Genomic DNA, 23,465 nt, shown 5'->3' on the forward strand with positions numbered 1-23,465 from the left:
AGGCTTTTTCTTTGCACCGGTAGAGCGATGCTTTTTTAAATCGTTAAATTATTTTTTTGTTTTTGTAGGAATTTTTCCTGCAGGATAGTAAGCATGTTCAATAATTTCCTTCATATCCTTAACAAGTGGAAGACGTGGGTTACATGGTGAACATTGGTCTTCGTATGCAAGATAAGCAATGGTTTCTGTTTCAGCCATAAATGCTTTTTCATTAACACCTTGTTCTTGGAAACTCATCTTAATACCACAACGAACGGCTAAGTCATGACATGCTTGCGCATAACTTTCAACACCTTCTTCGGTTGTGCTTGCAGGTAAGCCAAGGATACGTGCTAATTCAGCATAACGTTCATGGGCACGGTATACATTGTATTTTGGCCATAATGAAGGTTTTTCTGGATGTGTACCATTATAACGTACAACATAAGGTAAGAGAATTGCATTAATTCGTCCGTGAGGCATTTCGTGGAATTTACCACCAATTTTATGTGCTAATGAGTGACTCATACCTAAGAATGCATTCGCAAATGCCATCCCTGCAAGGGTTGAAGCATTATGCATTTTTTCACGCGCATCCAAGTCGTTTTTTCCGTTATGAACTGCACGTTCAAGGTTTTCAAAGACCATTTTAATGGCTTGAATTGCAAGACCATCTGTATAGTCATTTGCGAAGTTTGAAACATATGCTTCTGTAGCATGTGTTAATACATCAAGACCTGTATCTGCAGTTACGGATGCAGGAAGGTTTGTTGTGAAGATTGGGTCAACAATCGCAACAGTTGGAACAAGTGAGTAGTCCGCAAGTGGGTATTTCTTATTTGCATCTGTATCGGTGATAACTGCAAATGGTGTAACTTCACTACCGGTACCGGAAGTTGTTGGGATACATACAAGTTGTGCTTTTTCACCCAAGTCTGGGTAACGGAATGCACGTTTACGGATATCCACAAATTTTTGTTTAAGATCGTTAAAGTCTACATCTGGATGTTCATAGAAGATCCACATACCTTTAGCGGCATCCATTGGTGAACCACCACCTAAAGCAATAATTGTATCCGGTTGAAATGATTTCATCATTTCATAACCACGTTTAACAGTGTTTAATGATGGATCTGGCTCAACATCGCAGAATAATTGAATTTGAACTTTGTTACGACGTTTATTAAGTTGTTCAACAATTAAGTTGTAGTAACCTAAATCAACCATAGCACGGTCTGTTACAACGAATACACGTTCAACATCACGCATTGATTTTAAATATTGAATTGAGTTTCTTTCGAAATAAATTTTTGATGGTACTTTGAACCATTGCATATTGTTATTACGTCTCCCAATCTTTTTAATATTCAAGAGGTGAACTGCACTTACGTTATCGCCTACTGAGTTATGTCCGTATGAACCACAACCAAGTGTTAATGAAGGAATAAAGTCATTATAGATGTTACCAATTCCTCCAAAGGTTGATGGTGAGTTCCAGATAATACGAATTGCAGGAACAGTTTCTCCAAATTTTTCGGAAAGTTCTTTTGATTTTGTATGGATTGCTGCTGAGTGACCCAATCCATCAAATTCAACCATTTGACGTGCTAAGCTGATTCCTTCATCGCTGTCTTTTGATTTTAAGACTGCAAGAACTGGTGATAATTTTTCACGTGTTAGAACTTCGTTAGGTCCTACTTCTTTACATTCTGCGGCTAAGATTACTGTATTTGAAGGCACTTTAATCCCTGCTTGTTCAGCAATCCATGTTGCATCTTTCCCTACAACATTTGGATTTAATTTTGCTTCAAGAACATTTGCATCGCCACTTGAAACTCCGAACATAAATTTCTCAACTTTTTTCTTATCTGTAGCTGAGAGGAAGTGCATACCGTATTTTTTGAATTTTTCAATGGCTTCATCATAAACGTCTACGTCAATAATCACAGCTTGCTCTGAAGCACAGATCATTCCGTTATCAAATGATTTTGATAGGGCAATATCGTTAACAGCTTGGGCAACATCTGCCGATTTTTCAATATATGCAGGAACGTTTCCGGCACCAACACCAAGTGCAGGTTTACCGCATGAGTAAGCAGCACGAACCATTGCATTACCACCGGTTGCAAGAATTGTCGCAACACCGTCGTGGTTCATCAGCTCATCTGTTTTTTCTTTTGATCCACGTTCAATCCATTGAACACAGTGTTCAGGAGCCCCTGCAGCAACTGCAGCTTCATAAACAACTTTCGCAGCCGCAATACTACATTTTTGTGCAGATGGGTGGAATGAGAAAATAATTGGATTTCTTGTTTTAAGTGAGATTAATGATTTGAAAATTGCAGTTGATGTTGGGTTTGTAACGGGTGTAATTCCACAAATAACCCCTACTGGATCAGCAATTTCGGTAATCCCTGTGATGTCATCATCACTGATAACACCAACTGTTTTAAGGTGACGCATATGGTTAATAACATGTTCACATGCAAATAAGTTTTTCGTTGCTTTGTCTTCAAAACAGCCTCGTCCTGTTTCTTCAACAGCAAGTTGCGCTAAAACACCGTGTTGATCGAGTGCAGCAACACTTGCTTTCGCAACGATATAATCGACTTGTTCTTGATTTAAATCCATAAAACCTTTTAATGCTTTTTGAGCATTCGCAACGAGTTCGTTGACTTCGTTGTCCAATTCTACTTTTTTAGTTGTCATGGTATGTGACCTCCCTTGTTATTTCTTTCACATACATATTGTATGTTGGATCAAAGGCTGACTCAAACAAATCAACGTAAAAAAGCGCAAATAAAAACTAAATTCGTGATGATGAAACAAGTTAAGCGTTTTCATTGTGAAAACTATCACGAATTTAGTAAGTTTTATGATTTTGCGTCAAATTTTGTTTTACAGTTTGGACACGTAATCTCAATTTTTCCTTTTCGTCGCGGAACACGAAGTCGGGTTTCGCACGTCTTGCATGTGAAATATTTATACTTCGGCCATGACTTAATGCGATTCCATTTCGCGTTTCCTTTACTTAAAAATGTAAGATACGCTTGATTCTCTTGATATCGTTTTTGAATCTTACGCGAGAAGGTACGGTAATAGACATAAACTAAAAGTAACAACCAAACCCCTTGCAACCAAACTTGTCGGGTAAAAATCCCAACAATCGCCACAACCACACCTAAATAAAGAAGATGTTGATTCAGTTTATCCGTTCCATAACGGCCCTGCATCATTTGAATAAATTTTTGCTTCATTGAAACGTCACCGTATATTGATGGACAATGTCATCACCTTTCTGAAGACGCTTAATTCCAAGCTTTTCACGAATATCAGGGTATCCACCGTATTCATCCGCAATACCAACCCAAGGTTCAATACATACAAAAGGTGCCATCACACCCTCCTTACAAGGACGCCATAACGCTAAATAGTCAAAGCCTTCGTAAGCTACCGTAACGGATTCTTGGGTGTTCTTGTTTATTAATGTCACTTCTGAAGTATGATCATAGATTAAGGTTGTATCCTTGAAGTTTGCTTCATTCACCTCAAGTCGATCTAATTGAACGGGAGCCTTTCCATCAATAAAGCCTTCTTTGAGTCCGTATTGATGAACGTTTTCAGTTTGTTCAAAGACAAACTCATAATCACCTTCATCATCAAGTAGAAAAGCAGGATGTGCTCCAATGGCATAAAACATTTCGTTCTCATCTTTATTAAAGATATGCCACGTTACAGTGATCCGTTTTCCATCTAATTTATATGCAATTTGTACTTTGTGTTTATATGGATATACTTCCAACAGTGCATCATTACTGTGAAACTCAAATACAAATTCATTTTCAGTATGACGTACAACTTCAAATTCTTGGTCTCTTAAAAAACCATGTTGCGATAATTGATAGTCTTGACCATCGATTGTATATTTTCCATTAAATACTTTTCCTACAATGGGGAAAAGGACTGGAGAAACACGTCCCCAAAATGCAGCATCACCGTTCCACATTAATTCTTTTTGCGTCTCTTTATTTAATGCGCGACGAAGCTCTGCACCTTTACAATCAAATTCTAAAAGTAACGATTCATTTTCTAATTTCATCCTTATGCCACCTCATTTTACGTTTTGATTATATCATGTCTTTATGCAAACAATGCTTCATTCCCCAAATTTACATTAAATAACATAATACAAAAAAGCAGTCCTTTCGACTGCTTAGTATGCTTCCACAAATACATCAACATGTTCGTTGCCATGAATCAGTTTTGATACAGGGCATCGTTCATGGGCTTGACGTACAAGACGTTCACTTTCTTCTAAGGAAATTCCCTCTACGGCCAAATATGCATAGGCACTGAAGTAATATCCTACTCCATTTGCCTCTTTATGGAGGTCTACCTCAACACGCACTCTTGAATTATGTTCGAGTTTTCGTGCTTTTAAGAGTGCTTGACTTGTGGCATTAAGGCATGTTGCCCACGACATTGCAAGAAGTTGTTCTGGATTCGAACCTTCTTGAGGATCTAAAGGCGGTGTCATTGTAAGTGCTAGACCGTCTTCAATTCGAGTTTGATTTGGCACAGTTGTTTCATTGATTGCGGTTGTTTTATAAATCGATGTCATGTTTATCATTCTCCTTTTTTTATTATTATACATGAGTCTGTATTTATGAACCTTCAGAACGCTCATTTTGTTAGTAAAATCACGTTATTTTATTGTTTTTTTATGAGTATATCAGGTGAAAATCAGGTATAAAGCCACTATAATAACGGTGGGTTAATGAGCTGGGAGGTTTTATTATTATTGAGTTTAAAAATGTTTCTAAACATTATCAAGGTAAAAACAAAACATTCAAGGCACTCGACAACGTTTCATTTGAAATCAAACAATCTGAAATTTTCGGAATTATTGGTGAAAGCGGAGCCGGTAAGTCAACTGCGCTGCGTTTAATCAATGGATTAGAACAGCCCGACGATGGTGTCGTTTACGTTGATGGCACCGATTTAAAATCACTCTCAAGTAACGCAATGCGTTCACTTCGTAAAGAGATTGGCGTCGTTTTCCAAAATTTCAATTTATTGGGGAATCGTACTGTGTTTGATAACATTGCCTTGCCACTAAGACTTGCAAAGAATAAAGATTGTAATGTGGTGTCTGAAGCACTTTGCTTTGTACACCTCGAATCAAAGATCCACCACTATCCTGCACAACTTAGTGGTGGAGAGCGTCAACGTGTTGCCATTGCACGTGCATTGATTACCAAACCGAAGATTTTAATTTGTGATGAACCATCATCTGCTTTAGATCCTCATACTACCAAAGAAATTCTTGAGGTTTTAAAACAGATTAATCAACAATTCGGCACAACGATTGTGATTGTTACTCATGAATTAGAAGTTGCGAAGATGTTGTGTGATCGGGTTGCGATTTTGGATAATGGAACGCTTCATGAAGTGATTTCAGTAAATCGTCACGATGAAGACAATCCAACACCCTCTTACGCAATCCATGCAAAGGACTATTTATTACAATGATATCGATATACGCTGAATTTCATGCTGAGTTGCTTAAAGCACTGAGCGAAACCTTTATTCTTTTAGGATTTTCAATTCTATCTGCACTTTTAATTGGATTACCACTGGGCACACTTATCTACCTTACCCGAAAAGACGGGTATTACGAAAATCGATTTGTTTCATTTTTCTTAAATGGATATGTGGATGTGGTGCGTTCGTTTCCGTTTTTATTATTTATTGTGTTTATGATTCCGGTGACTCGATTCTTAATTGGGACTTCACTTGGAACTTATGCAGCCTCAGTACCCATGAGTTTTGTTGCAGCGGCATTGTATGCTCGATTTGTTGAACAAGCACTCCTCGAGGTTCCTCAAGGAATTATTGATAGTGCCCTCTCACTTGGAGCAACACCGTTTCAACTTGTTTTTAAATTTCTGTTTGTTGAAGCACGATCAGGACTTGTCCTCGGACTTACATCTTCCATTATTAGTTATGTAAATTACTCGACGGTAATGGGAGTTGTTGGTGGCGGCGGAATCGGGGACTTCGCAATGCGATATGGTTATCAACGATTTGAGTGGCAAATCATGTATGCAACCATTCTCATTATGATTGTTCTCGTACTGATGATTCAATTCACAGGAAATAGAATCGCTAAACGAATTGATAAGCGATAAGGAGAAAAGATGATTAAAAAAGGACTTGTATTACTCACAGCAATGCTCATGCTTACCGCATGTGGCGCCAAAAATAATCCAGATGACATGAAGTTAAAGGTTGCATCACATATGATGCCAATGACCGATGTTGTCGAAATTGCTAAAGAGGAATTGAAAAAAGACGGTTATGAACTTGAACTTGTATCCGTTTCAGACAATACCCAAGCTAATACTGCTCTTAATAATAAAGAAATCGATGCCAACTTCTTCCAACATGTTCCCTTTATGGAAATGTTCAACAAGAGTCAAAGTGGTAACCTTGTAGGCATTCAACCAATCTATGATGCAATTGTAGGTTTCTACTCAAAAGATCTTAAGGACATTAAAGATCTTAAAGATGACGCAAAAATCGCAATTCCAAATGATGCAGTCAACCAAGCTCGTGCCCTTCTAATCTTGCAAGATGCTGGACTCATCACATTAAAAGATGGTGTTAAATATGATGCAACGATTAAAGACGTAACAGATCATAAAAACTATCAGTTTATTGAAGTTGATCTCTTAACTTTAAATCAAGCATATGAAGAAGTCGATCTCGTATTCAACTATCCTACTTATATTAAACAAGTTGGACTCACACCAAGTGATGCGCTAATTTTAGAAAAATCAGATGGACATTATGCAATTTCATTAGTAGCACGTGAAGATAATAAAGATGATGCGAAAATTCAAGCACTAAAAAAAGCCATGACAAGTGATGCTGTTCGTAAATTCTTAACAGAAGAACACAGCGCAACACTCTCACCAGCTTTCTAAACACGAAAAAACCTCTCGATATCCATTGAGAGGTTTTTTTATTTACTTATAAGAGTTCTATTTTTCCTTTACATGTGTCTAAAGTCTCATCATCCCAAAGACTTACTTGAACTTCACCAATATGTGCATTTCCCAATAACAGCATACACATACGGCTCTGACCAATCCCACCACCAATTGTTAGTGGAAGTTCATCGTCTACGATCATCTTATGGAAATCATATTTTAAGCGATCTTCTTGATTTGCCTCTTTAAGTTGATACAACATCGCTTCGCGATCGACACGAATTCCCATGCTGGATAGTTCAAGTGCAATCCCAAGCGGTTCATGCCAGAACAACAAATCTCCGTTTAAAGACCAATCATCATAGTCCGGAGCGCGGTTATCATGCGGTTTTCCACTCTTGAGTTTATCACCAATTTGAATGATAAACGTTGTATGATGTTCCTTAACATATGCGTTTTCTCGTTCTTTTGAGCTCAAGTTTGGATACAAATCTTCCAATTCTTGACTTGTAATAAATGATACATTTGAATCAATCATGACATCCACATCTTGATACTTCGTATGTAAACGACTTGAAGTTTCCACGATCGCATTCACAATGCTTTGAACCGTTTCTTTTAGATAATCTATCGTACGTTGTTCACGTGAAATCACACGTTCCCAATCCCACTGGTCCACATAAATTGAGTGAATGTTATCCAACGCTTCATCACGGCGAATTGCATTCATATCCGTATAAAGACCGTTTCCTTCTCTAAAATCATATTGATGTAACGCCATGCGTTTCCATTTTGCCAAGGAGTGTACTACTTCACCCTCTGCATCCAGTGAGGGAACGTCAAAACGAACCGGACGCTCCACACCATTTAAGTCATCATTTAAACCCGAATTTCGTGCCACGAACAAAGGCGCAGAAACCCGTTTTAATTTTAAACTTCCTGTGAGCGCCTCTTCGAAGCAACGCTTAATAAATCCAATCGCAGTTTGTGTGTCATAAACACCAAGTCTGGACTGATACCCTTCTGGTACAATAGTTTTTTTCATATAAACACCCCTTATCATCTATTTGTACTGATGATAATTCTACCATACATAGATATGAAAAACTATGATATACAACCATTTAACTACACGTTTATGTATTCGTTTTTCGTTGTAAACGCTTTTGAATCCAACTCATAAAATATACGGTTAATGGAACGGCTGCCATCATGCCGATGGAACCAACAAGTGCTTGGAGGACTTCAACGGAAAACCATAAGCTATTGAGAATATAGGTACCACTTCGCTGATAGAGATTTAAGAGGATGATTGATGGCAAAGCACCTCCTGTATATGCCAAGACAAGCGTTGTGACCATGGTTGAGATTGCATCAATGCCCACATTCATGCCTGCTTTCACGAGATCGCGTCTTGGTATGGACGCTTCGATTTCAATCATCTCGCACATTGATGAAGCAATAGACATTGAAATATCCATCATCGCCCCAAGTCCCCCAATGATTACAGCACCGAAGAGAATTTGATTTACATTGAAAGGCTGTTCGCGATTCATCATCGCAATATACGAGTATTCTTCTGACGCTGCACCTCGAATCTTTAAAAAGAAGACAATCAGCATTGCCGATACGATTGCGACCAAAACACCCCCCAGTGTCCCAATAATAGAAGCCATTGTTTTCTTGGAGAATCCCGACAATGTGATAAATGATAGAAGGGTAATGCAGAGCGCAACAACCAATACCAAAAGATACATATTTTGTTGGGCTAAAATACCAGGTATAAAGACGGTTCCAACCACGAAAACCGTTGACGCAAACGACATTAACGTTTTCAAACCTTGTTTTCTTGCAATAACCAGTAAGAGGATACTAAAGATCCCAATCACGACAAATACACGCATGCTTCGGGTTGGACCATTGAGCGTATACTGGACCCCCTCATCATTTGTCGTTTGATTCAATAGAACAGAGTCCCCTTTTTGTAATGGAAGAAGGGCCTGAGCCGTATTTTCACTCAAGGATTGTTCGATTGAAATTGTTTTATTAAGATATGGAAAAGATTCAGAGTATACTTCTAAAAATAGCTTCGTCATTTTCGTTGTTTCATCTTTTTCGGTTCGGACCTTTGTTACGGTTCCTTGATACAAAGCGTCATGTTTACTTTCCAAGGACTGTGCCATAACCGCATGATTTTGAAAGTGATACGATAACAACGAACATAAAATGATGATTAGAAGGATGACCCCGTGAGGTAGGTATTTTCGCATCAATATTCACCTCCAAGTGTGTATTGGTATATCGTCATAGGGTTTTCACGACATGGAACACTTCGACCATTGGTATCACAGCGCATATTCCACCCATTCCCCCAATAAGCACCACCTGTACCAAAGGTTACCGACCGATCCCATCGCTCGTATGCTGCTTCAATCGAATCTTCACCAAGATAATAAAGTTCATGATGTAGATGGGGTCCCATGGATAATCCTGAAGAACCCATTTGCGCTAACACTGTTCCGCCCGAAACGATATCACCTGGGGAAACGGTCATACTTCCTTCTTTTAAATGAGCAAACATCGCTCCATAAACAACACCATTTGTCTTAAAGATCATGGTGATGTAATTACCAAATCCTCCATTACACGAGCCGTTTGGATACGATCCATATGTGGGACACCCTCCATTAACTGCCGTTATAAGTCCCGACCCCGGTGCCAATATATTGAGACCAATCGATCCTGTAACGGAAGCTAAATCCACCCCCATGTGATGACCACCCCATGGATAAGTCCAAGTTCCTGCGGATACCCAGTATCCACTTTCAACGGGGCGAATAAAGCCATTGGTTTCTTCAATACTCGAGATTCGACTTAACAAGCGACTGTCAAGATTGATTTTTTCTTGGAGTTCGTCATATTGGAGTTCGAGTGCTTTGTTTTTCTCCATCAAGGAGGCAATCGTCTTTTTGACTTTTTCCATGTATGCTTTCTTAATCGTTTCTTGTTCTTCAATCAGCTTGTTTTTTTTCTCTAATTCTTGGCGTTGATGATTTAAATGTTCTTTTTCTAAATCAAAAACCTTCTTTGCTTCAATTAATTTATTTACGGTAAGATCATTGCTTTCCTTAATGCGCGCAATCCCTTCGACACGGCGAATGAGGGAGACAAAATCGACGGCCGCAAAGACAAACTCGACTAGCGGATCGACGTAAAGTTGTGATTGAGAGGTTGCAATGTTTTTCTTTACTTTTTCATTTAGCACATCAATTTCTTTTTGATAGACATCGATATTAATTTGTGTTTGTTTGATGTCTTCATTGATTGCGGTAATGGAATTTTTTAATTCACGAGCAGTTGCGGAAAGGGTATTAATCTCTTCTTGATAAACTCGAATTGTTTCCTGTTGGGTATCAATCGATGTATTGATATCGTCTTTTTGCTTTTCAATATCTTTAAGACGTGTTTGGGAATCGCTTATTTTTTGATTAATATACTCTGTGAATTGACTGCATAAGGTTTCATGCTCCCGCGATGCTTGACCAGAGCATAGGTCATGGAAATATGCTTCATCTTTTTTAAAGTCATTTTCAGATAGGGCGTGAATGGGCGAAATGGAAAAAAAGAGTGCAAGCACTGTGAGTATACTTACACCCTTTCGTTTTTCAATCATTAGAGTGACAATCCCTCGACAAGACTTTCCAAGTTTTCATGCATGACTTTAAAATAATCGGTGCCCTTTTCTAAATCTTGCTTTGATAAACTCTCAAGCGTGTTTAATTTAAGAATTCTCACACCCGTTTCTTTGGATATCGTTTGGAGTAATTTATCATTACTGAGTGATTCCATATAGATTGCTTTGATGTTTTGATTCTTAATGTATTGGATGGATTCATCCACTTGCTTTGCAGTTGGTTCACTACTTAGAAGACTGCCTGCAATGGCAACTTGTTCGATACCATAGGGCCCAAGCATATATCCATATGCTGTATGATCTACGACAACTTCTTTGTTTTTCACATTGCGTAACTTATTTTCAAAATCATTGCTTAATGACTCAAACTCTGCACCATAACGTTTAAAGTTTTCTTCGTAATATTCTTTGTTTTCTGGATCTACTTCCACAAAAGCATCTTTAATGTTTTTCATTTGTTGATAGGCATTCATGGGATTCATCCAAATATGTGGATCATATTCACCGTGATGATGATCATCATGATCGTGATCGTGATCGTGATCGTCATGGTCATGACCCTCATGGAGGGTCACCCCTTGGCTCGAATCAACAATCTTTAATTTTTCATTTTTTACACTTTGTAATGTTTTAGGAGCCCATGCCTCAAAACCAGCACCATTCATAATAAAAACATCGGATTCTTGAATACGAATGATATCATTTGCACTTGGTTCATATCCATGTGCTTCCCCACCTTCAATAATGTTTTCGACTGCTACTTTATCGCCTCCGACTTTTTGCGCGAAATCATAGAGTGGATAAAAACTTGTCATTACTTTTAATTTTCCAGATTCATCTTTATTCTGTGCTTGACAACCCACTAGCATCATCAAGACAAGCAATACTAAACCTAATTTTTTCATTTCAAATCCTCACTTTCGTGGCCTTGCATTTCCAAAATATGAATGTTTTAAGTGTTACCCTAAATTCACACCCATTTATTTAAATGCGAAACGTTTGCAACAAAAGAATAACTTTGTTCTCCTTTTTTGTCAATGGATATGTTCAAAAAAATAAAAAAGGCGAGATTTTCACTCGACTTTTAATATTCTGCTTCATAAGTATAATTAAATATTTTCATAGGGTTTTCGCGACATGGAGCATCATGATTGTTCATCTCACAACGTTTCTCCCAACCGTTGCCCCAATTTGCGCCTCCCGTCCCAAAGGTTATGTTTCCATCCCAACGATCATATGCAGCCTCAATGCTATCAGAACCAAGATAATAAATTTCTAAATGAAGATGAGGACCCGAGGATAAACCTGAAGAGCCCATATTCGCAATCACATCGCCTGCACGAACTACAGATCCGGGTGACATCTTAAATGAATTTTCTTCAAGGTGTGCAAACAACGCACCATAAATTTTTCCATTCACACTAAACATCATTGTCAGATAATTACCCCAACCTCCATTACAATTCCCGCGAGGATACGAACCATAGGTTGGACATCCACCTTGTGTCCCAGTAATAATACCCGAGCCCGGAGCAAGAATTTCCAAGCCCACACGCGCATCAACATGCGCTAAATCAACACCCATATGACGACCGCCTTTTGCATAATGCCACGTGCCTGTTGATACCCAATAATTTGATTTTATCGGTCGTACAAATCCATTTTCATTGGGTAAATTTCGAAGGTCTAAAAACAGTTTGTTCTCAAAACTTATCTTTTCTTGAACCTCTTTACTTTGATCCTCAAGCACTTGATGTTTGGCCATCAACGATTGAATCAAATCTCGGACTTCCATCTGATAGACTTTGATATCATGCTCTTCTTTTTTTACAGACGCTTCTTTCGCTTCCAATTGTTCTTTTTGAGATAACAAGTGCTCTTTTTCTTCATCAAATGCCTTTCGTGCAGCAATCAACTCATTTACCACACCATCATTACTCTGCTTAATTCGTGTCAACCCTTCCATGCGACGAATTAAATCCACAAAATCTGCAGCTCCAAATACAAACTCTATATAATTATTTACATAAAGAGAGGATTGTGAAGCACGAATATTGAGTTTCACTTTCTCTTCCAAAACTTTAATTTTATCTTCAAACACTTTAATCTTGGCTTCGGTCGCCAAAACATCTTCTTCAATGATTCGAATACTCTCTTGAATCTCCATAACACGTTCTTTTAAAACCAAAATTTCTTTTTGGTAAACTTCTAACAATTCATTATTATCTTCAATTTCCTCTAAAACCGTCTCTTTTTCTTCACGAATCCGTCTTAATAATGTTTCCGAATCCGCAAGTTTTTCATTAATATATTCGGTAAATCCAGAACACTCATCCTGATGATCACGTGCGCTCGCCCCAGAACACAACTCATGATAATAACCTTCATCCCGTTCATAGTCGGTGCGTGAAAACGCATTGATGGGTTGAATGCCAATCAATGCGAACACCAGGATGATAGTAATGCCTTTTTTAAAACGAGATGCCATGAATCTAAACCCCTCAAATCACTTTGTGAAACTTTCGTGAACATTATACCATAATTTAAAATAAAACGATTGCCATTGGCAACCGTTAGTATTCGATATAGATCTTTTTTAGTGTCTCCACATCTTCTTCCGATAGTAATAAACCTTCTGAAACATAAGTTTCAAAATCCCCGTAAATTTCTTCAATAGCATCCCACGCTTCTTTAAGGTAACTGGTATCCACCGTCATGTATCCACGAATATTATTCACCTGATCATCCGTTAGATTTTCTTTAACTTTAAATCCCGCCAATTCTTTTTCAACGAGTTCATGAGTCATTGTATTGGTTTCAAGATAATCTGCTAAGATTGCTTCATCACTCGCTCCCAATATTTTAAGAATTTGAGCAGCCGCAAAACCCGTTCGGTCTTTACCTGCAGTACAGTGAAAATAAAGAGCTCCTTCTTTATTTTTAAGAAGATATTTAAAAAATGTACGATACTCATCCCGTGCATCGTGACTTTCCACAAACAATCGGTTTAAACCTTTCATGTGTTCTGTAGAAATCTCACGTCGATATTTAAGTGCCATTTTTTCTGGATCTGCATTCTGTTGTGCTTTAGTCATAATGTCAAGATGAATGGCTTCAACACCTTCAATCACCTTATTTGGTTTTTCTTCGATTTCGCGATCAGATCTTAAATCAATAACCATTTTAAGGTGGTATTCGTTAAGAAGACTCGACACCGTCTCATCATCCAAATCATAGAGCGGACCACCCCGTAAAAGTTTATGGTGTTTTACGTGACCTTCTTTTACTGAAATCCCCCCTAAATCTCTAAAATTACGTATTTTATGATGCATCTTTAAACCCTCCTTACATTTTATTATAAGGGTTTTCGGTTATCAAAGTAGTGTTTGGTATCAATCTGTTTATTTTAGATATAAAAAGCACCCGAATCCGGGTGCTTTTTATATTATTTTCCTGAACAGCTGAATGAACCTTCTGATTCAAGAGCTGCTTTAACAGCATCAACGCTTAAGTCTTCTTGATCAAGAATAATTTTTTGACCGGACTTGCTTAGATATGAGAAATATTTCTCTAATTGAGTCCCTTTAGCAACTGCAAGATCAACAGTTGTTTTAACTGTGATTGCGGTATCGGATTTCTCATATTCAAAGGTAACACCATCTGTTACTTTTGATTCAGCAAATTGCTTATACAAGTCATCATAGGTATTCATTTGAGTTGCTTTATCCATTTGGATTACAGTTTCTTCTTCTAAACCAACAACTTCAGAATTTTTCACATCCAACTTAAGTGTACGTTTAATGCCATCAGCTTCTACTGTACAAACGTTCTTATTTGCGGAACATCCAACAAGTACAAGTGAAAATAATACTGCTACAATTATTTTTTTCATTTCCTTCTCCTTTTAACCTTATAAATCATATCATAGATTTAATTTTACGGAATGAAATTTTATTAAAAATCACCATATTTTTGAAAATTTCATACACCACCTTACGGATTGCTGTATTAACCCTTATGGAATATAAATATCTTTTCCACTTATGATATTTTTCTTGCTTTACGGTAATGTAAACGCTATTATAATCTCAGGCGTACTATTGCAAGTAGTACAGTAGGAGGTATCATGAATCATTTTAAAAGAGCCTGGTTGAGTGTCTCACGACGCAAAGGGAAGTCTTTCATTCTTTTAACCGTTGTATTTATTCTCGGTAACTTAATTGCAGGAACATTTGCCATTAAACAAGGCACATCCCGTGTTGAAACTAACCTTAAGGAGAAACTTGGTTATAATGCAACCGTAGCGCTTGACTACGAAGCGTTTGATCGCATTGATTTCGAAACGCTGAAGATTAGCGAATCAACCATTCAAAAATTAGGAAAACTACCTGAGGTCGCATTTTTTGATTATGCGCTAAAGCATGATATTCAATCGCGTTCTCTAAAATCATACCAAATGCCTCATGCGCGAGATCGTGCCGATTCTGAAGAACCGATTCACTATTTCTCATTTCAGGGTGTCGAATATCTTGACCTTCTTGATACAAAAACCGGACGGATCGAACTCACGTCAGGTCGTACCTTTAACGATGATGATTTAAAGTCTGATGTCTATCCAGTCATTCTTTCGGATATTGTGATGACTGAAAACAACATTCGTATTGATGAAGTCATCGAACTTAAAATGATGCTCCCTAATTATGGTGTTAATGAGAGTGAAGCAGCGCAAAACATAAGCTTTAAAATTAAAGTGGTTGGATCGTTTAAACCGGTCTCGTTTAGTCAAAAATCTGATAATGAAAACTGGGGTCTAGCCTCGATGTATAACCGAATCTACATTCCTAATCATCGTTTACGAACGCTCCGCGCTGAAGAAGCGAAGATTGCGGAAGCACAAGGGATCGATATCCTCGGTAATGACTCAATCTATAATGAAGAAAAATATAACTATAGAGATTCCGTATTTGTAATGGAATCGGAAGCAGATTTAAACGCTTTTACACAACAAGCAAAAGATCTTTTGGAAGATGGCCTCATGGTTCGAACCTCCCAACAATCGTTTGAAATGATTGCAGCACCCATGGCAATGTTGAATGTAATGGCAGACTATACCTTAAAGGGTGCAGCCATTACCACAACCATCGTGCTATCTCTTGTGGTGATTCTCTTTTTAAGAGATCGTAAGCATGAGATGGGTATTTATCTTGCGTTAGGAGATCGCCAATGGGGCGTATTGGGGCAAGTAACCTTGGAAGTTCTCATGATTACACTTATGGGTTTAACCTTGTCGTTTGGAACGGGTTTAATGCTTGCGAATAAGGTTTCTGATGTTCTTATTTCGGATTCTTATATGGATGACGTATTTATTGATACGGAAAGTTCGTATCTCCCTTCAATTAATATGATTGAAGTAAATGAAGATTATCGCATCGAGCTGTCCCCTTCTTATGTCTTGTCTGTCTATCTCTTGGGTGCAGGTGTTGCGGTTGCTTCAAGCATCCTTCCAATGTTTTATGTTACACGCATGAAACCAAAGAAAATCTTAATGTAGGAGCGCGATCATGAAACTATTAGAAACCAAAAACATTAATTATTTTTACCAAGATGGCGATCAACGTCGCTTCATTTTGCGGGATGTGAATACCAGTTTTGAAGCCGGTACCTTTTATGCCATTTTAGGCCAATCCGGGTCTGGAAAAACGACCTTTTTATCCCTACTGAGTGCACTGGATACACCGCGTGAAGGTGCTGTTTATTATAAAGATAAAAACATCTCTGAGATTGGGCTTGCGGAATATCGGCGCAATCAAATTGGGATTATCTTTCAAAGTTATAATCTAATTCCTCATTTAACGGCTGTTGAAAATGTACTTGTAGCCATGAACATCACCACCAATCAAATTCCCGAAGAGACAAAAGAAGTTGCATACAATCTGCTTGATTTTATTGGCATTACCCGAAGTAAGGCCGATCGTCTTGTCACCATGCTTTCTGGAGGAGAACAACAGCGGGTTGCCATCGCGCGTGCCTTATCAACCAATGTGGATGTAATTCTAGCGGATGAGCCTACTGGAAACTTGGACGAAGAAATGGAAGCCGAAATTATTAATATCTTCCAACACCTTGCCCATGATCATCAAAAATGCGTTATTGTTGTGACGCACTCCCAAGAAATCGCAAAGCAAGCAGATAAAATTTTATATCTAAAAAAAGGATCGTTGGAAGAAATTAGTAGAGGTGACTTGCATGAGTAATTTTCTTGATCAATTTAAACCCGGTGTTTATGACCGTAATAAAGTTCATATCGGAACTGAAAAATCAGAGAAAAACGTAATGGAAATGGATGACCTTGAAACCACAACTACCTATCAAGATGAAGAGCGTTTCTATGTTCGTGAAGAAGAAACGGAGCTTGATCCTTCTTATAAAGCAAAAAAACAAAAAAGGATGGTCCTTATCGGAATCGCTGCCGTTCTATCACTCCTTCTTATTGGTTTAATATGGAATAAACAATCACATACACTCATGCCTGATTTTACGGACAAGCAACGTCAAGAGGTCGAAATCTGGGCAAAAAAACATAAAGTAGAAGTTGACTTCAAAGACGAATTCAGTTTAGAGTACGATGAAAATGTTGTCATTTCACAAGAATTTGAACCTAAAACTAAAATCCGAAAAGGCAGCATGGTAAGTGTCGTCATAAGCAAGGGACCCGATCTCGAAGAAGTCGTGACACTCCCTGATTTCGAGAAACTCAGTGGAGCTGAAATCAATGCATGGATTGAAGAACAAAAAATGCGTTACATCCAAGTCGAAAATGTATTCTCCAAAGATGTCGCAAAGGATAATTTTATTTCGTTTGAAATCAAAGATAAAAGCGTCACAAAAGATCATTTCCAACGTAAAAACAAAGCACTCATTAAAATTTCAAATGGCCCCGAACAATACGAAAAAAACATCATCGTTCCAGACTTTAAAAATCGTACAAAGATGGATGTTGAACTTTGGGCAAAAGAAAAAGAATTTGTAAGTACCTTTACGTATGAAGAACAATTTGATGACAAAATCGAAGTGGGCGGTGTGATCTCACAAAGTGTGAGTGCAGCAGAGAAAGTTGCGAAAAATGACGAACTTACCTTCGTAATTTCAAAAGGGAAAGCCGTACGTGTCCCGGATTATTCCTCTTCTGATCTCAATACTTTCGACACGATTAATTCCATGGGAGCCCAAGTGATTCAAAAACAAATTTATACAATGAATTACCCGTATGGCGCTTTTGTTGAACAAAACACAGAACCCGGAACCATCCTAAACGATGATCCGGACACGATTGTGATTGTTTACTACTCCATGGGTCAGCCTTATATTAAAGGGCTTGTCGGTCTTACCGAAGGCGATTTACCGGCATATTTCTATGAATTCAGTGGTAAAGGCGCACACATCACCTATGATGTGACACGCGTTTCGGAATGTGGTGAAAAAGGAACGGTCGTACGTGCTTCCAAGAATAACCAATTTGTATCCACCACCGACCACATTAATATTTACATCAGTGATGGTACCAAAGCTTGTGCCACACCCGATGCCTAAACAATACAAAAAACACCTCGTGTAAACGAGGTGTTTTCTATTAGACAGTTTGCGCTGCACTAATGCGTGCAATTGGAACACGATACGGTGAACAGGATACATAATTAAATCCTGCATCTCGGAAAAATTTAACTGAACGTGGATCACCACCATGCTCGCCACAGATTCCAATCTTTAAGTTTGGCTTTACGCCACGTGCTTTTGCTATCGCAAGTTGAATTAATTGCCCAACACCCTCTTGATCTAATGACGCGAAGGGATCCTGTTGATAAATGCCTTGCTCATAATAATCTTTTAAGAAAGATCCTGCATCATCACGGGAAAAACCATAGGTCATTTGGGTTAAGTCATTGGTTCCAAATGAGAAGAATTCCGCTTCTTCCGCAATCTTATCCGCAAGTAAACACGCACGCGGAAGCTCAATCATCGTACCAATCCGATAATGAACTTCTACACCCGCCTTCTCAATTAAGGCGTCCGCAAGGTTTCGAATACGACTTGCAAGATAGTTGAATTCCTGAACGTCTCCGACAAGAGGAATCATGATTTCTGGATTCACATGGTGACCTTTTTGATTGACATTGATTGCAGCTTCAATCAATGCTTGTGTTTGCATGAGTGCAATTTCAGGATATGTGATTGCAAGACGGCAGCCACGATGTCCCATCATAGGATTATATTCATGCAAGGATCTCATAACCGTCTTAATCTCTGCAACACCCATGTTCATCGATGCCGCTAATTCCTCAATTTCTTGTGTTGTGGTTGGCATGAACTCATGTAGGGGTGGATCAAGGTATCGCACGGTAACACTTCGATTTTCCATGACCGTAAAGATTGCTTCGAAATTCTTTCGTTGAATGGGTAAGATTTTCGTTAATGCAGCCTCACGTTGTTTAGGCGTTCGACTTAAGATCATCTCACGCATCGCCCGAATACGATCGCGTTCAAAGAACATATGTTCAGTACGAATTAAGCCAATTCCTTTCGCACCAAACTCAATTGCGGTTTGCGCATCACTTGGCGTATCCGCATTGGTGTATACATCAATTGGACTCAATTCATCAGCCCATTCAAGGAGGGTTTCAAATTCCTGTGACATGGTTGCTTCTTGTGTTTTAAGTCGGCCATGGTAAACACAACCAGTTCCTCCATCAATTGAAATTTCATCCCCAAGTTTATAAACCTTCCCATCAATCTCACACGTATTATCATCATGCACGATCACATCACTGCATCCTACAATACAGGATTTCCCCATACCACGCGCTACAACAGCGGCATGTGAAGTCATCCCACCACGACTAGTTAAGATACCCTCAGCAAGATGCATCCCTTCAATATCCTCAGGAGACGTCTCTAAACGAACTAATATTACAGGTTTTCCTTTTTGAGTGTATTTGACTGCCGTAAGAGTATCAAAGACAATCAACCCGCTTGAGGCTCCAGGTGAAGCCGGTAATCCTTTCGCAATCGGTTCAATTGTTTTAAGATTTTCGGTATCAAATTGAGGATGGAGTAATCCATCCAAAATGGATACATCGAGATTGTTGATGGCTTCTTGTTTGGTAATCGTTCCTTCATGAACCATATCATAAGCAATTTTCACAGCTGCTTGAGCCGTTCGCTTTCCACTTCGTGTCTGCAACATATAGAGTTTTCCTTTCTCAATCGTAAACTCCATATCTTGCATATCATGATAACGTTTCTCAAGTTTCTCTGCGAGGCGTTCAAATTCATGATATGCCTCGGGCATTGTTTCTTTTAAAGTTGAAATGGGTAAGGGTGTATGCGTTCCCGCAACAACATCTTCACCTTGAGCATTGTATAAAAACTCTCCATAAAGCTCATGCTCTCCCGTTGCAGGATTTCGTGAAAAGGCTACCCCTGTAGCGCACCCGTCACCACGATTTCCAAAAACCATTTCTTGAATGTTTACAGCGGTTCCCCAATTATCGGGAACATCATGCATTCTGCGATAATACTTCGCTCTTGGATTATTCCAACTTCTAAAGACTGCCTCTACAGCATGAACCAATTGAACTTGAGGAGAATCCGGGAAGGGTTCACCCACTTCAATTCGATAAGTTTCTTTAAGACGCTGAATCAATTCCTTCAAAGCAATAACACTTAAATCATGATCACTGTCTACACCATATTTATGGACCACCAATGCGACTTCTCGGTCCATCTTCACTTTCTCAATCCCCATAACCACGTCCGCATACATCTGAATCAGACGTCGATACGAGTCATAAGCCATCTTTTCATTATCTTTCGCCAATGCTTCGACCACTTCATCGTTTAATCCAAGGTTTAAGACAGTATCCATCATCCCTGGCATGGAAACACGGGCACCACTTCGAACGGAAACAAGCAATGGTTTCTCTGTTCCCCCAAACGTTTTCCCCGTCAACGCTTCCAATTGACTGAGGTTTGCGAAAATTTCATCCAGTATATTTTGTGCGATTGCATGGTCTTTTTCATAATAATGAAGACACGCATCCGTACTGATTACAAATCCTTGGGGTACCGGTAACCCCAAATTCGTCATTTCACAGAGGTTTGCGCCCTTACCACCGAGGGTTGGACGCATCGCTGCACTTCCTTCAGAAAACATGTAAACATATTGCATATCGAAAAGCCCTCCTTATACACTTTTCATTATACATTGTCCGTTTTATTTTTTGGGTGCACGCCAACAAGGTAGTACCTACAAATTATAAATCTCACCATAATTACACAAGGATAGCAATATCCTTAAAGCAACTGTTATATCTTAGTGATACAATGACTGTAAAAGGGGGCGTGTTTATGAAGCGTTTCATGGTTTTTCTAATCTTATTTACTGCACTTACTGGATGTAATGCGAAAAACAGTGCTGAGTCGATGCATGATGGAATCCGAACGGTAAGTCATACGGATCTTTGTTTATCCACCATTCAAAATGAACTGACTACCGTCAACGAAGGGTTTTACTTCATACGCGACACCCAGGACAATGCTTATTTTTATATTTATTCGAAAGCACGCAACTTTGAACAGATGAGTGTTTCCAATAAATTGATTGATAGAGTACCTCATGTCATCTTTACTGCCACAACCAAAAATCTTGTCGATCATTATGATGAGCCAAAGCTTGATGGATTTATGGCTGTGAATGTGAATGAACAAGTGGAGCAATTTAAGTTTATGGTTGATGGGAATGAAATTTATCCACAAATTATTACCTCCCGCATTCAACTTGAATCAGCACGTTAAAAAAGAGATCGCATGCGATCTCTTTTTTAAGATTATTGTTCGTATCCGTTTGGATTTGATTTTTGCCAGTTCCATGAATCTTCACACATTTTATGAAGATCACGTTTTGCTTCCCAACCTAACTCTTCACGAGCCTTTTGTGGATCAGCATAACATTCCGCAATGTCACCCGGACGACGTTCTTTAATTTCATAAGGAATTTCATGTCCCACAACATCACTAAATGCTTTAACCATCTCAAGAACCGAATATCCTTGACCTGTACCAAGATTATAAACGCGGTATTCCGGTGTTTCGGTCATTTTCTTAAGGGCTGCCACATGGCCTAAAGCAATATCAACCACATGAATGTAATCGCGAACACCACTACCATCAACTGTGTCATAGTCATCACCAAATACAGATAGATGATCTAATTTTCCAACTGCTACTTGAGTAATGTAAGGTACAAGGTTATTTGGAATACCTTTTGGATCTTCGCCAATCGTTCCCGATTCATGGGCACCAATTGGATTAAAGTAACGTAAAATCACAACATTCCATGAAGGATCTGCAATATTTAAATCGCGCAACATATCTTCTGCCATGAGTTTTGTACTTCCATATGGACTCGTCGTGGAAAGTGGGAATGATTCATTAATTGGAACCGTTTTAGGTGCTCCATAAACCGTTGCGGATGAACTAAAGATAATATTCTTTACATTATTATCACGCATTACCTCACAAAGTGTAAGTGTTCCTGTAATATTATTTTGATAATATTCTAAAGGTTTGGATACACTTTCACCAACTGCTTTTAGGGCGGCGAAATGAATGACGGCATCCACGGATTCCTTTTCAAAGATTGCATTTAAGCTTGGTTTATCCAAAACATTGGTTTCATAAAACGTAACGGTTTTTCCAGTAATTGCTTCAACACGTTTGAGTGCTTCGACACTTGAGTTACTTAAATTATCAACCACAACAACTTCAAATCCTTGGTTTAATAATTCAACACATGTATGACTCCCGATATAACCAGCACCACCTGTAACTAAAACTTTCATACTACCTCCCAAGGCCAATTCTTGGCTTCTTCTATGTTTATTTTATCAGTTTACAAGATTAATGCAATGTAATAAAAAAACAAGAAATATTATTTTCTTGCTTTTTTTATTGCGTAAATTTTACTAATGTTTACTGGTATAACTGAGTCATGTCGATGAATGTATCAAAGTTTGGGAACGACATTTCTACTGAATCGTTTAATCCTACAACTTCAATATTAATCAACATTTCCAAGGATTCCATCGAATTTTTTTCAGTTACCATGAAGCTTAAATCGATGGTCTCAATTTCGTCCCCTACCTTCACAATTGCTTGACCTTGCTTGAAGTCTAAGTCCACATCTTGCCCTTGTTCAGCCAATGCTTTTTTAAATGTATCAGACTGTAAGAAGTCATTTAGGTCGAAGGTATAAACAAGTTGATTATTTTCCGATACAACGGTTGCTTTTTCAAAGTTAATATCTGCCGGTTCGGATTGCACATCATTAAATGGTAATTCTAAGAACATACCCACTTGTGGAATTTGTTTAAGATCAATCTTCATTTTTTGTTCCATAAAGTCCATATAAACATCAGTACCTTTTTTATAGAAATTCATTGATGTATCGTCTTCATCAGGCACGTTAATTTTAAAAATCAAATCAAAATCAAGCGGTAATTTTGCTTTCGCATATTGGATTTCCATATTTGCGGATACCGCATCGTTAAGCTGTTCACGCTTTTCTGGTTTCATCTCAAGTGTTAAGTCCATATCAATTGCATTTGCATTCATTAAACGATCTGAAGCTTCATTGAGTTTTGCTTTTTGTTCATCATCTGGTTTGTTTGATTTGGAACATCCCGATACCAAAACAAGAACGATCAATGCAGCAGTAATAATTTTTTTCATATTTGATTCCC

General features: G+C 38.4%; 21 protein-coding genes. 7 read left to right on the forward strand and 14 right to left on the reverse strand.

Features of this window, described 5'->3' with window-relative positions:
* Nucleotides 1-48: 48 nt before the first annotated feature.
* The 4 genes from adhE to AAG186_RS06930 form a co-directional block, all read right to left on the reverse strand.
* On the reverse strand, nucleotides 49-2,688 hold the full coding sequence (gene adhE, locus AAG186_RS06915; RefSeq protein WP_161637412.1) for a bifunctional acetaldehyde-CoA/alcohol dehydrogenase: 2,640 nt from the start codon (nucleotides 2,686-2,688) through the stop codon (nucleotides 49-51).
* Nucleotides 2,689-2,852: 164 nt separating this feature from the next.
* Entirely contained in the window at nucleotides 2,853-3,236 is a 384-nt protein-coding gene (locus tag AAG186_RS06920) for a hypothetical protein (RefSeq protein WP_125163707.1), read from the reverse strand.
* Nucleotides 3,233-4,078 carry an aldose 1-epimerase family protein gene (locus tag AAG186_RS06925; RefSeq protein ID WP_125163708.1) on the reverse strand — a complete coding sequence of 282 codons (846 nt, stop codon included), beginning with the start codon at nucleotides 4,076-4,078 and terminating at the stop codon, nucleotides 3,233-3,235. The genes AAG186_RS06920 and AAG186_RS06925 overlap by 4 nt, the downstream gene beginning before the upstream one ends.
* A gap of 114 nt (nucleotides 4,079-4,192) precedes the next feature.
* Nucleotides 4,193-4,600, reverse strand: coding sequence for an OsmC family protein (locus AAG186_RS06930; protein ID WP_125163709.1), 408 nt, complete (start codon nucleotides 4,598-4,600; stop codon nucleotides 4,193-4,195).
* 179 nt (nucleotides 4,601-4,779) lie between these two features.
* On the opposite strand from AAG186_RS06930, the gene AAG186_RS06935 reads away from it, so the two are divergent.
* From AAG186_RS06935 to AAG186_RS06945, 3 genes are read left to right on the forward strand one after another with little or no spacing between them, the layout of a single operon-like run.
* The gene (locus AAG186_RS06935) at nucleotides 4,780-5,511 is read left to right on the forward strand and encodes a methionine ABC transporter ATP-binding protein (RefSeq protein ID WP_342622102.1); all 732 of its coding nucleotides are present in this window, start codon (nucleotides 4,780-4,782) and stop codon (nucleotides 5,509-5,511) included.
* On the forward strand, nucleotides 5,508-6,170 hold the full coding sequence (locus tag AAG186_RS06940) for a methionine ABC transporter permease (protein WP_161637414.1): 663 nt from the start codon (nucleotides 5,508-5,510) through the stop codon (nucleotides 6,168-6,170). Before AAG186_RS06935 ends, AAG186_RS06940 begins: the two co-directional genes overlap by 4 nt.
* A 9-nt stretch (nucleotides 6,171-6,179) precedes the next feature.
* Nucleotides 6,180-6,968 (forward strand): MetQ/NlpA family ABC transporter substrate-binding protein, encoded by a 789-nt coding sequence (locus tag AAG186_RS06945; protein WP_342621478.1) that lies wholly within the window; start codon nucleotides 6,180-6,182, stop codon nucleotides 6,966-6,968.
* A gap of 46 nt (nucleotides 6,969-7,014) precedes the next feature.
* Here the strand turns inward: AAG186_RS06945 and asnA are convergent, their stop codons facing one another.
* The 7 genes from asnA to AAG186_RS06980 form a co-directional block, all read right to left on the reverse strand.
* Nucleotides 7,015-8,019 carry an aspartate--ammonia ligase gene (asnA, locus tag AAG186_RS06950; RefSeq protein ID WP_161637416.1) on the reverse strand — a complete coding sequence of 335 codons (1,005 nt, stop codon included), beginning with the start codon at nucleotides 8,017-8,019 and terminating at the stop codon, nucleotides 7,015-7,017.
* 91 nt (nucleotides 8,020-8,110) lie between these two features.
* Nucleotides 8,111-9,244 (reverse strand): YibE/F family protein, encoded by a 1,134-nt coding sequence (locus tag AAG186_RS06955; RefSeq protein WP_342621479.1) that lies wholly within the window; start codon nucleotides 9,242-9,244, stop codon nucleotides 8,111-8,113.
* Complete coding sequence (locus AAG186_RS06960) at nucleotides 9,244-10,647, reverse strand: peptidoglycan DD-metalloendopeptidase family protein (RefSeq protein ID WP_342621480.1); 1,404 nt, start codon at nucleotides 10,645-10,647, stop codon at nucleotides 9,244-9,246. Before AAG186_RS06960 ends, AAG186_RS06955 begins: the two co-directional genes overlap by 1 nt.
* A complete protein-coding gene (locus AAG186_RS06965; RefSeq protein WP_331836374.1) occupies nucleotides 10,647-11,573 on the reverse strand; it encodes a zinc ABC transporter substrate-binding protein in 927 nt (308 codons plus the stop codon). Before AAG186_RS06965 ends, AAG186_RS06960 begins: the two co-directional genes overlap by 1 nt.
* A gap of 179 nt (nucleotides 11,574-11,752) precedes the next feature.
* The gene (locus AAG186_RS06970) at nucleotides 11,753-13,156 is read right to left on the reverse strand and encodes a peptidoglycan DD-metalloendopeptidase family protein (RefSeq protein WP_200542979.1); all 1,404 of its coding nucleotides are present in this window, start codon (nucleotides 13,154-13,156) and stop codon (nucleotides 11,753-11,755) included.
* Nucleotides 13,157-13,241: 85 nt separating this feature from the next.
* Entirely contained in the window at nucleotides 13,242-14,000 is a 759-nt protein-coding gene (locus AAG186_RS06975; RefSeq protein ID WP_331836373.1) for a tyrosine-protein phosphatase, read from the reverse strand.
* A gap of 113 nt (nucleotides 14,001-14,113) precedes the next feature.
* Nucleotides 14,114-14,560 carry a hemolytic protein gene (locus AAG186_RS06980; protein ID WP_125163671.1) on the reverse strand — a complete coding sequence of 149 codons (447 nt, stop codon included), beginning with the start codon at nucleotides 14,558-14,560 and terminating at the stop codon, nucleotides 14,114-14,116.
* 234 nt (nucleotides 14,561-14,794) lie between these two features.
* Between AAG186_RS06980 and AAG186_RS06985 the strand changes: the two genes are divergently transcribed.
* Genes AAG186_RS06985 through AAG186_RS06995 form a run of 3 tightly spaced genes read left to right on the forward strand, consistent with a single transcriptional unit; the run spans nucleotide 14,795 to nucleotide 18,258 of the window.
* A complete protein-coding gene (locus AAG186_RS06985; RefSeq protein WP_331836372.1) occupies nucleotides 14,795-16,219 on the forward strand; it encodes an ABC transporter permease in 1,425 nt (474 codons plus the stop codon).
* A 10-nt stretch (nucleotides 16,220-16,229) separates the two neighbouring features.
* Nucleotides 16,230-16,922: an ABC transporter ATP-binding protein gene (locus AAG186_RS06990; protein ID WP_161637423.1), complete on the forward strand. Its 693-nt coding sequence runs from the start codon at nucleotides 16,230-16,232 to the stop codon at nucleotides 16,920-16,922.
* On the forward strand, nucleotides 16,915-18,258 hold the full coding sequence (locus AAG186_RS06995) for a PASTA domain-containing protein (protein WP_342621481.1): 1,344 nt from the start codon (nucleotides 16,915-16,917) through the stop codon (nucleotides 18,256-18,258). The genes AAG186_RS06990 and AAG186_RS06995 overlap by 8 nt, the downstream gene beginning before the upstream one ends.
* A gap of 40 nt (nucleotides 18,259-18,298) precedes the next feature.
* On the opposite strand, the gene ppdK is transcribed toward AAG186_RS06995, so the two are convergent.
* A complete protein-coding gene (gene ppdK, locus AAG186_RS07000) occupies nucleotides 18,299-20,893 on the reverse strand; it encodes a pyruvate, phosphate dikinase (protein WP_342621482.1) in 2,595 nt (864 codons plus the stop codon).
* Nucleotides 20,894-21,072: 179 nt separating this feature from the next.
* On the opposite strand from ppdK, the gene AAG186_RS07005 reads away from it, so the two are divergent.
* Nucleotides 21,073-21,519, forward strand: a complete 447-nt coding sequence (locus tag AAG186_RS07005; RefSeq protein WP_331836370.1) for a hypothetical protein — start codon at nucleotides 21,073-21,075, stop codon at nucleotides 21,517-21,519.
* A gap of 32 nt (nucleotides 21,520-21,551) precedes the next feature.
* On the opposite strand, the gene galE is transcribed toward AAG186_RS07005, so the two are convergent.
* Together galE and AAG186_RS07015 are read right to left on the reverse strand one after the other, a co-directional pair.
* On the reverse strand, nucleotides 21,552-22,565 hold the full coding sequence (gene galE / locus AAG186_RS07010; protein ID WP_161637426.1) for a UDP-glucose 4-epimerase GalE: 1,014 nt from the start codon (nucleotides 22,563-22,565) through the stop codon (nucleotides 21,552-21,554).
* Nucleotides 22,566-22,695: 130 nt separating this feature from the next.
* Complete coding sequence (locus tag AAG186_RS07015) at nucleotides 22,696-23,454, reverse strand: hypothetical protein (RefSeq protein WP_342621483.1); 759 nt, start codon at nucleotides 23,452-23,454, stop codon at nucleotides 22,696-22,698.
* Nucleotides 23,455-23,465: the final 11 nt, after the last annotated feature.

This window comes from Erysipelothrix sp. P66, from assembly GCF_038682365.1.
GTDB lineage: Bacteria > Bacillota_I > Bacilli_A > Erysipelotrichales > Erysipelotrichaceae > Erysipelothrix > Erysipelothrix piscisicarius.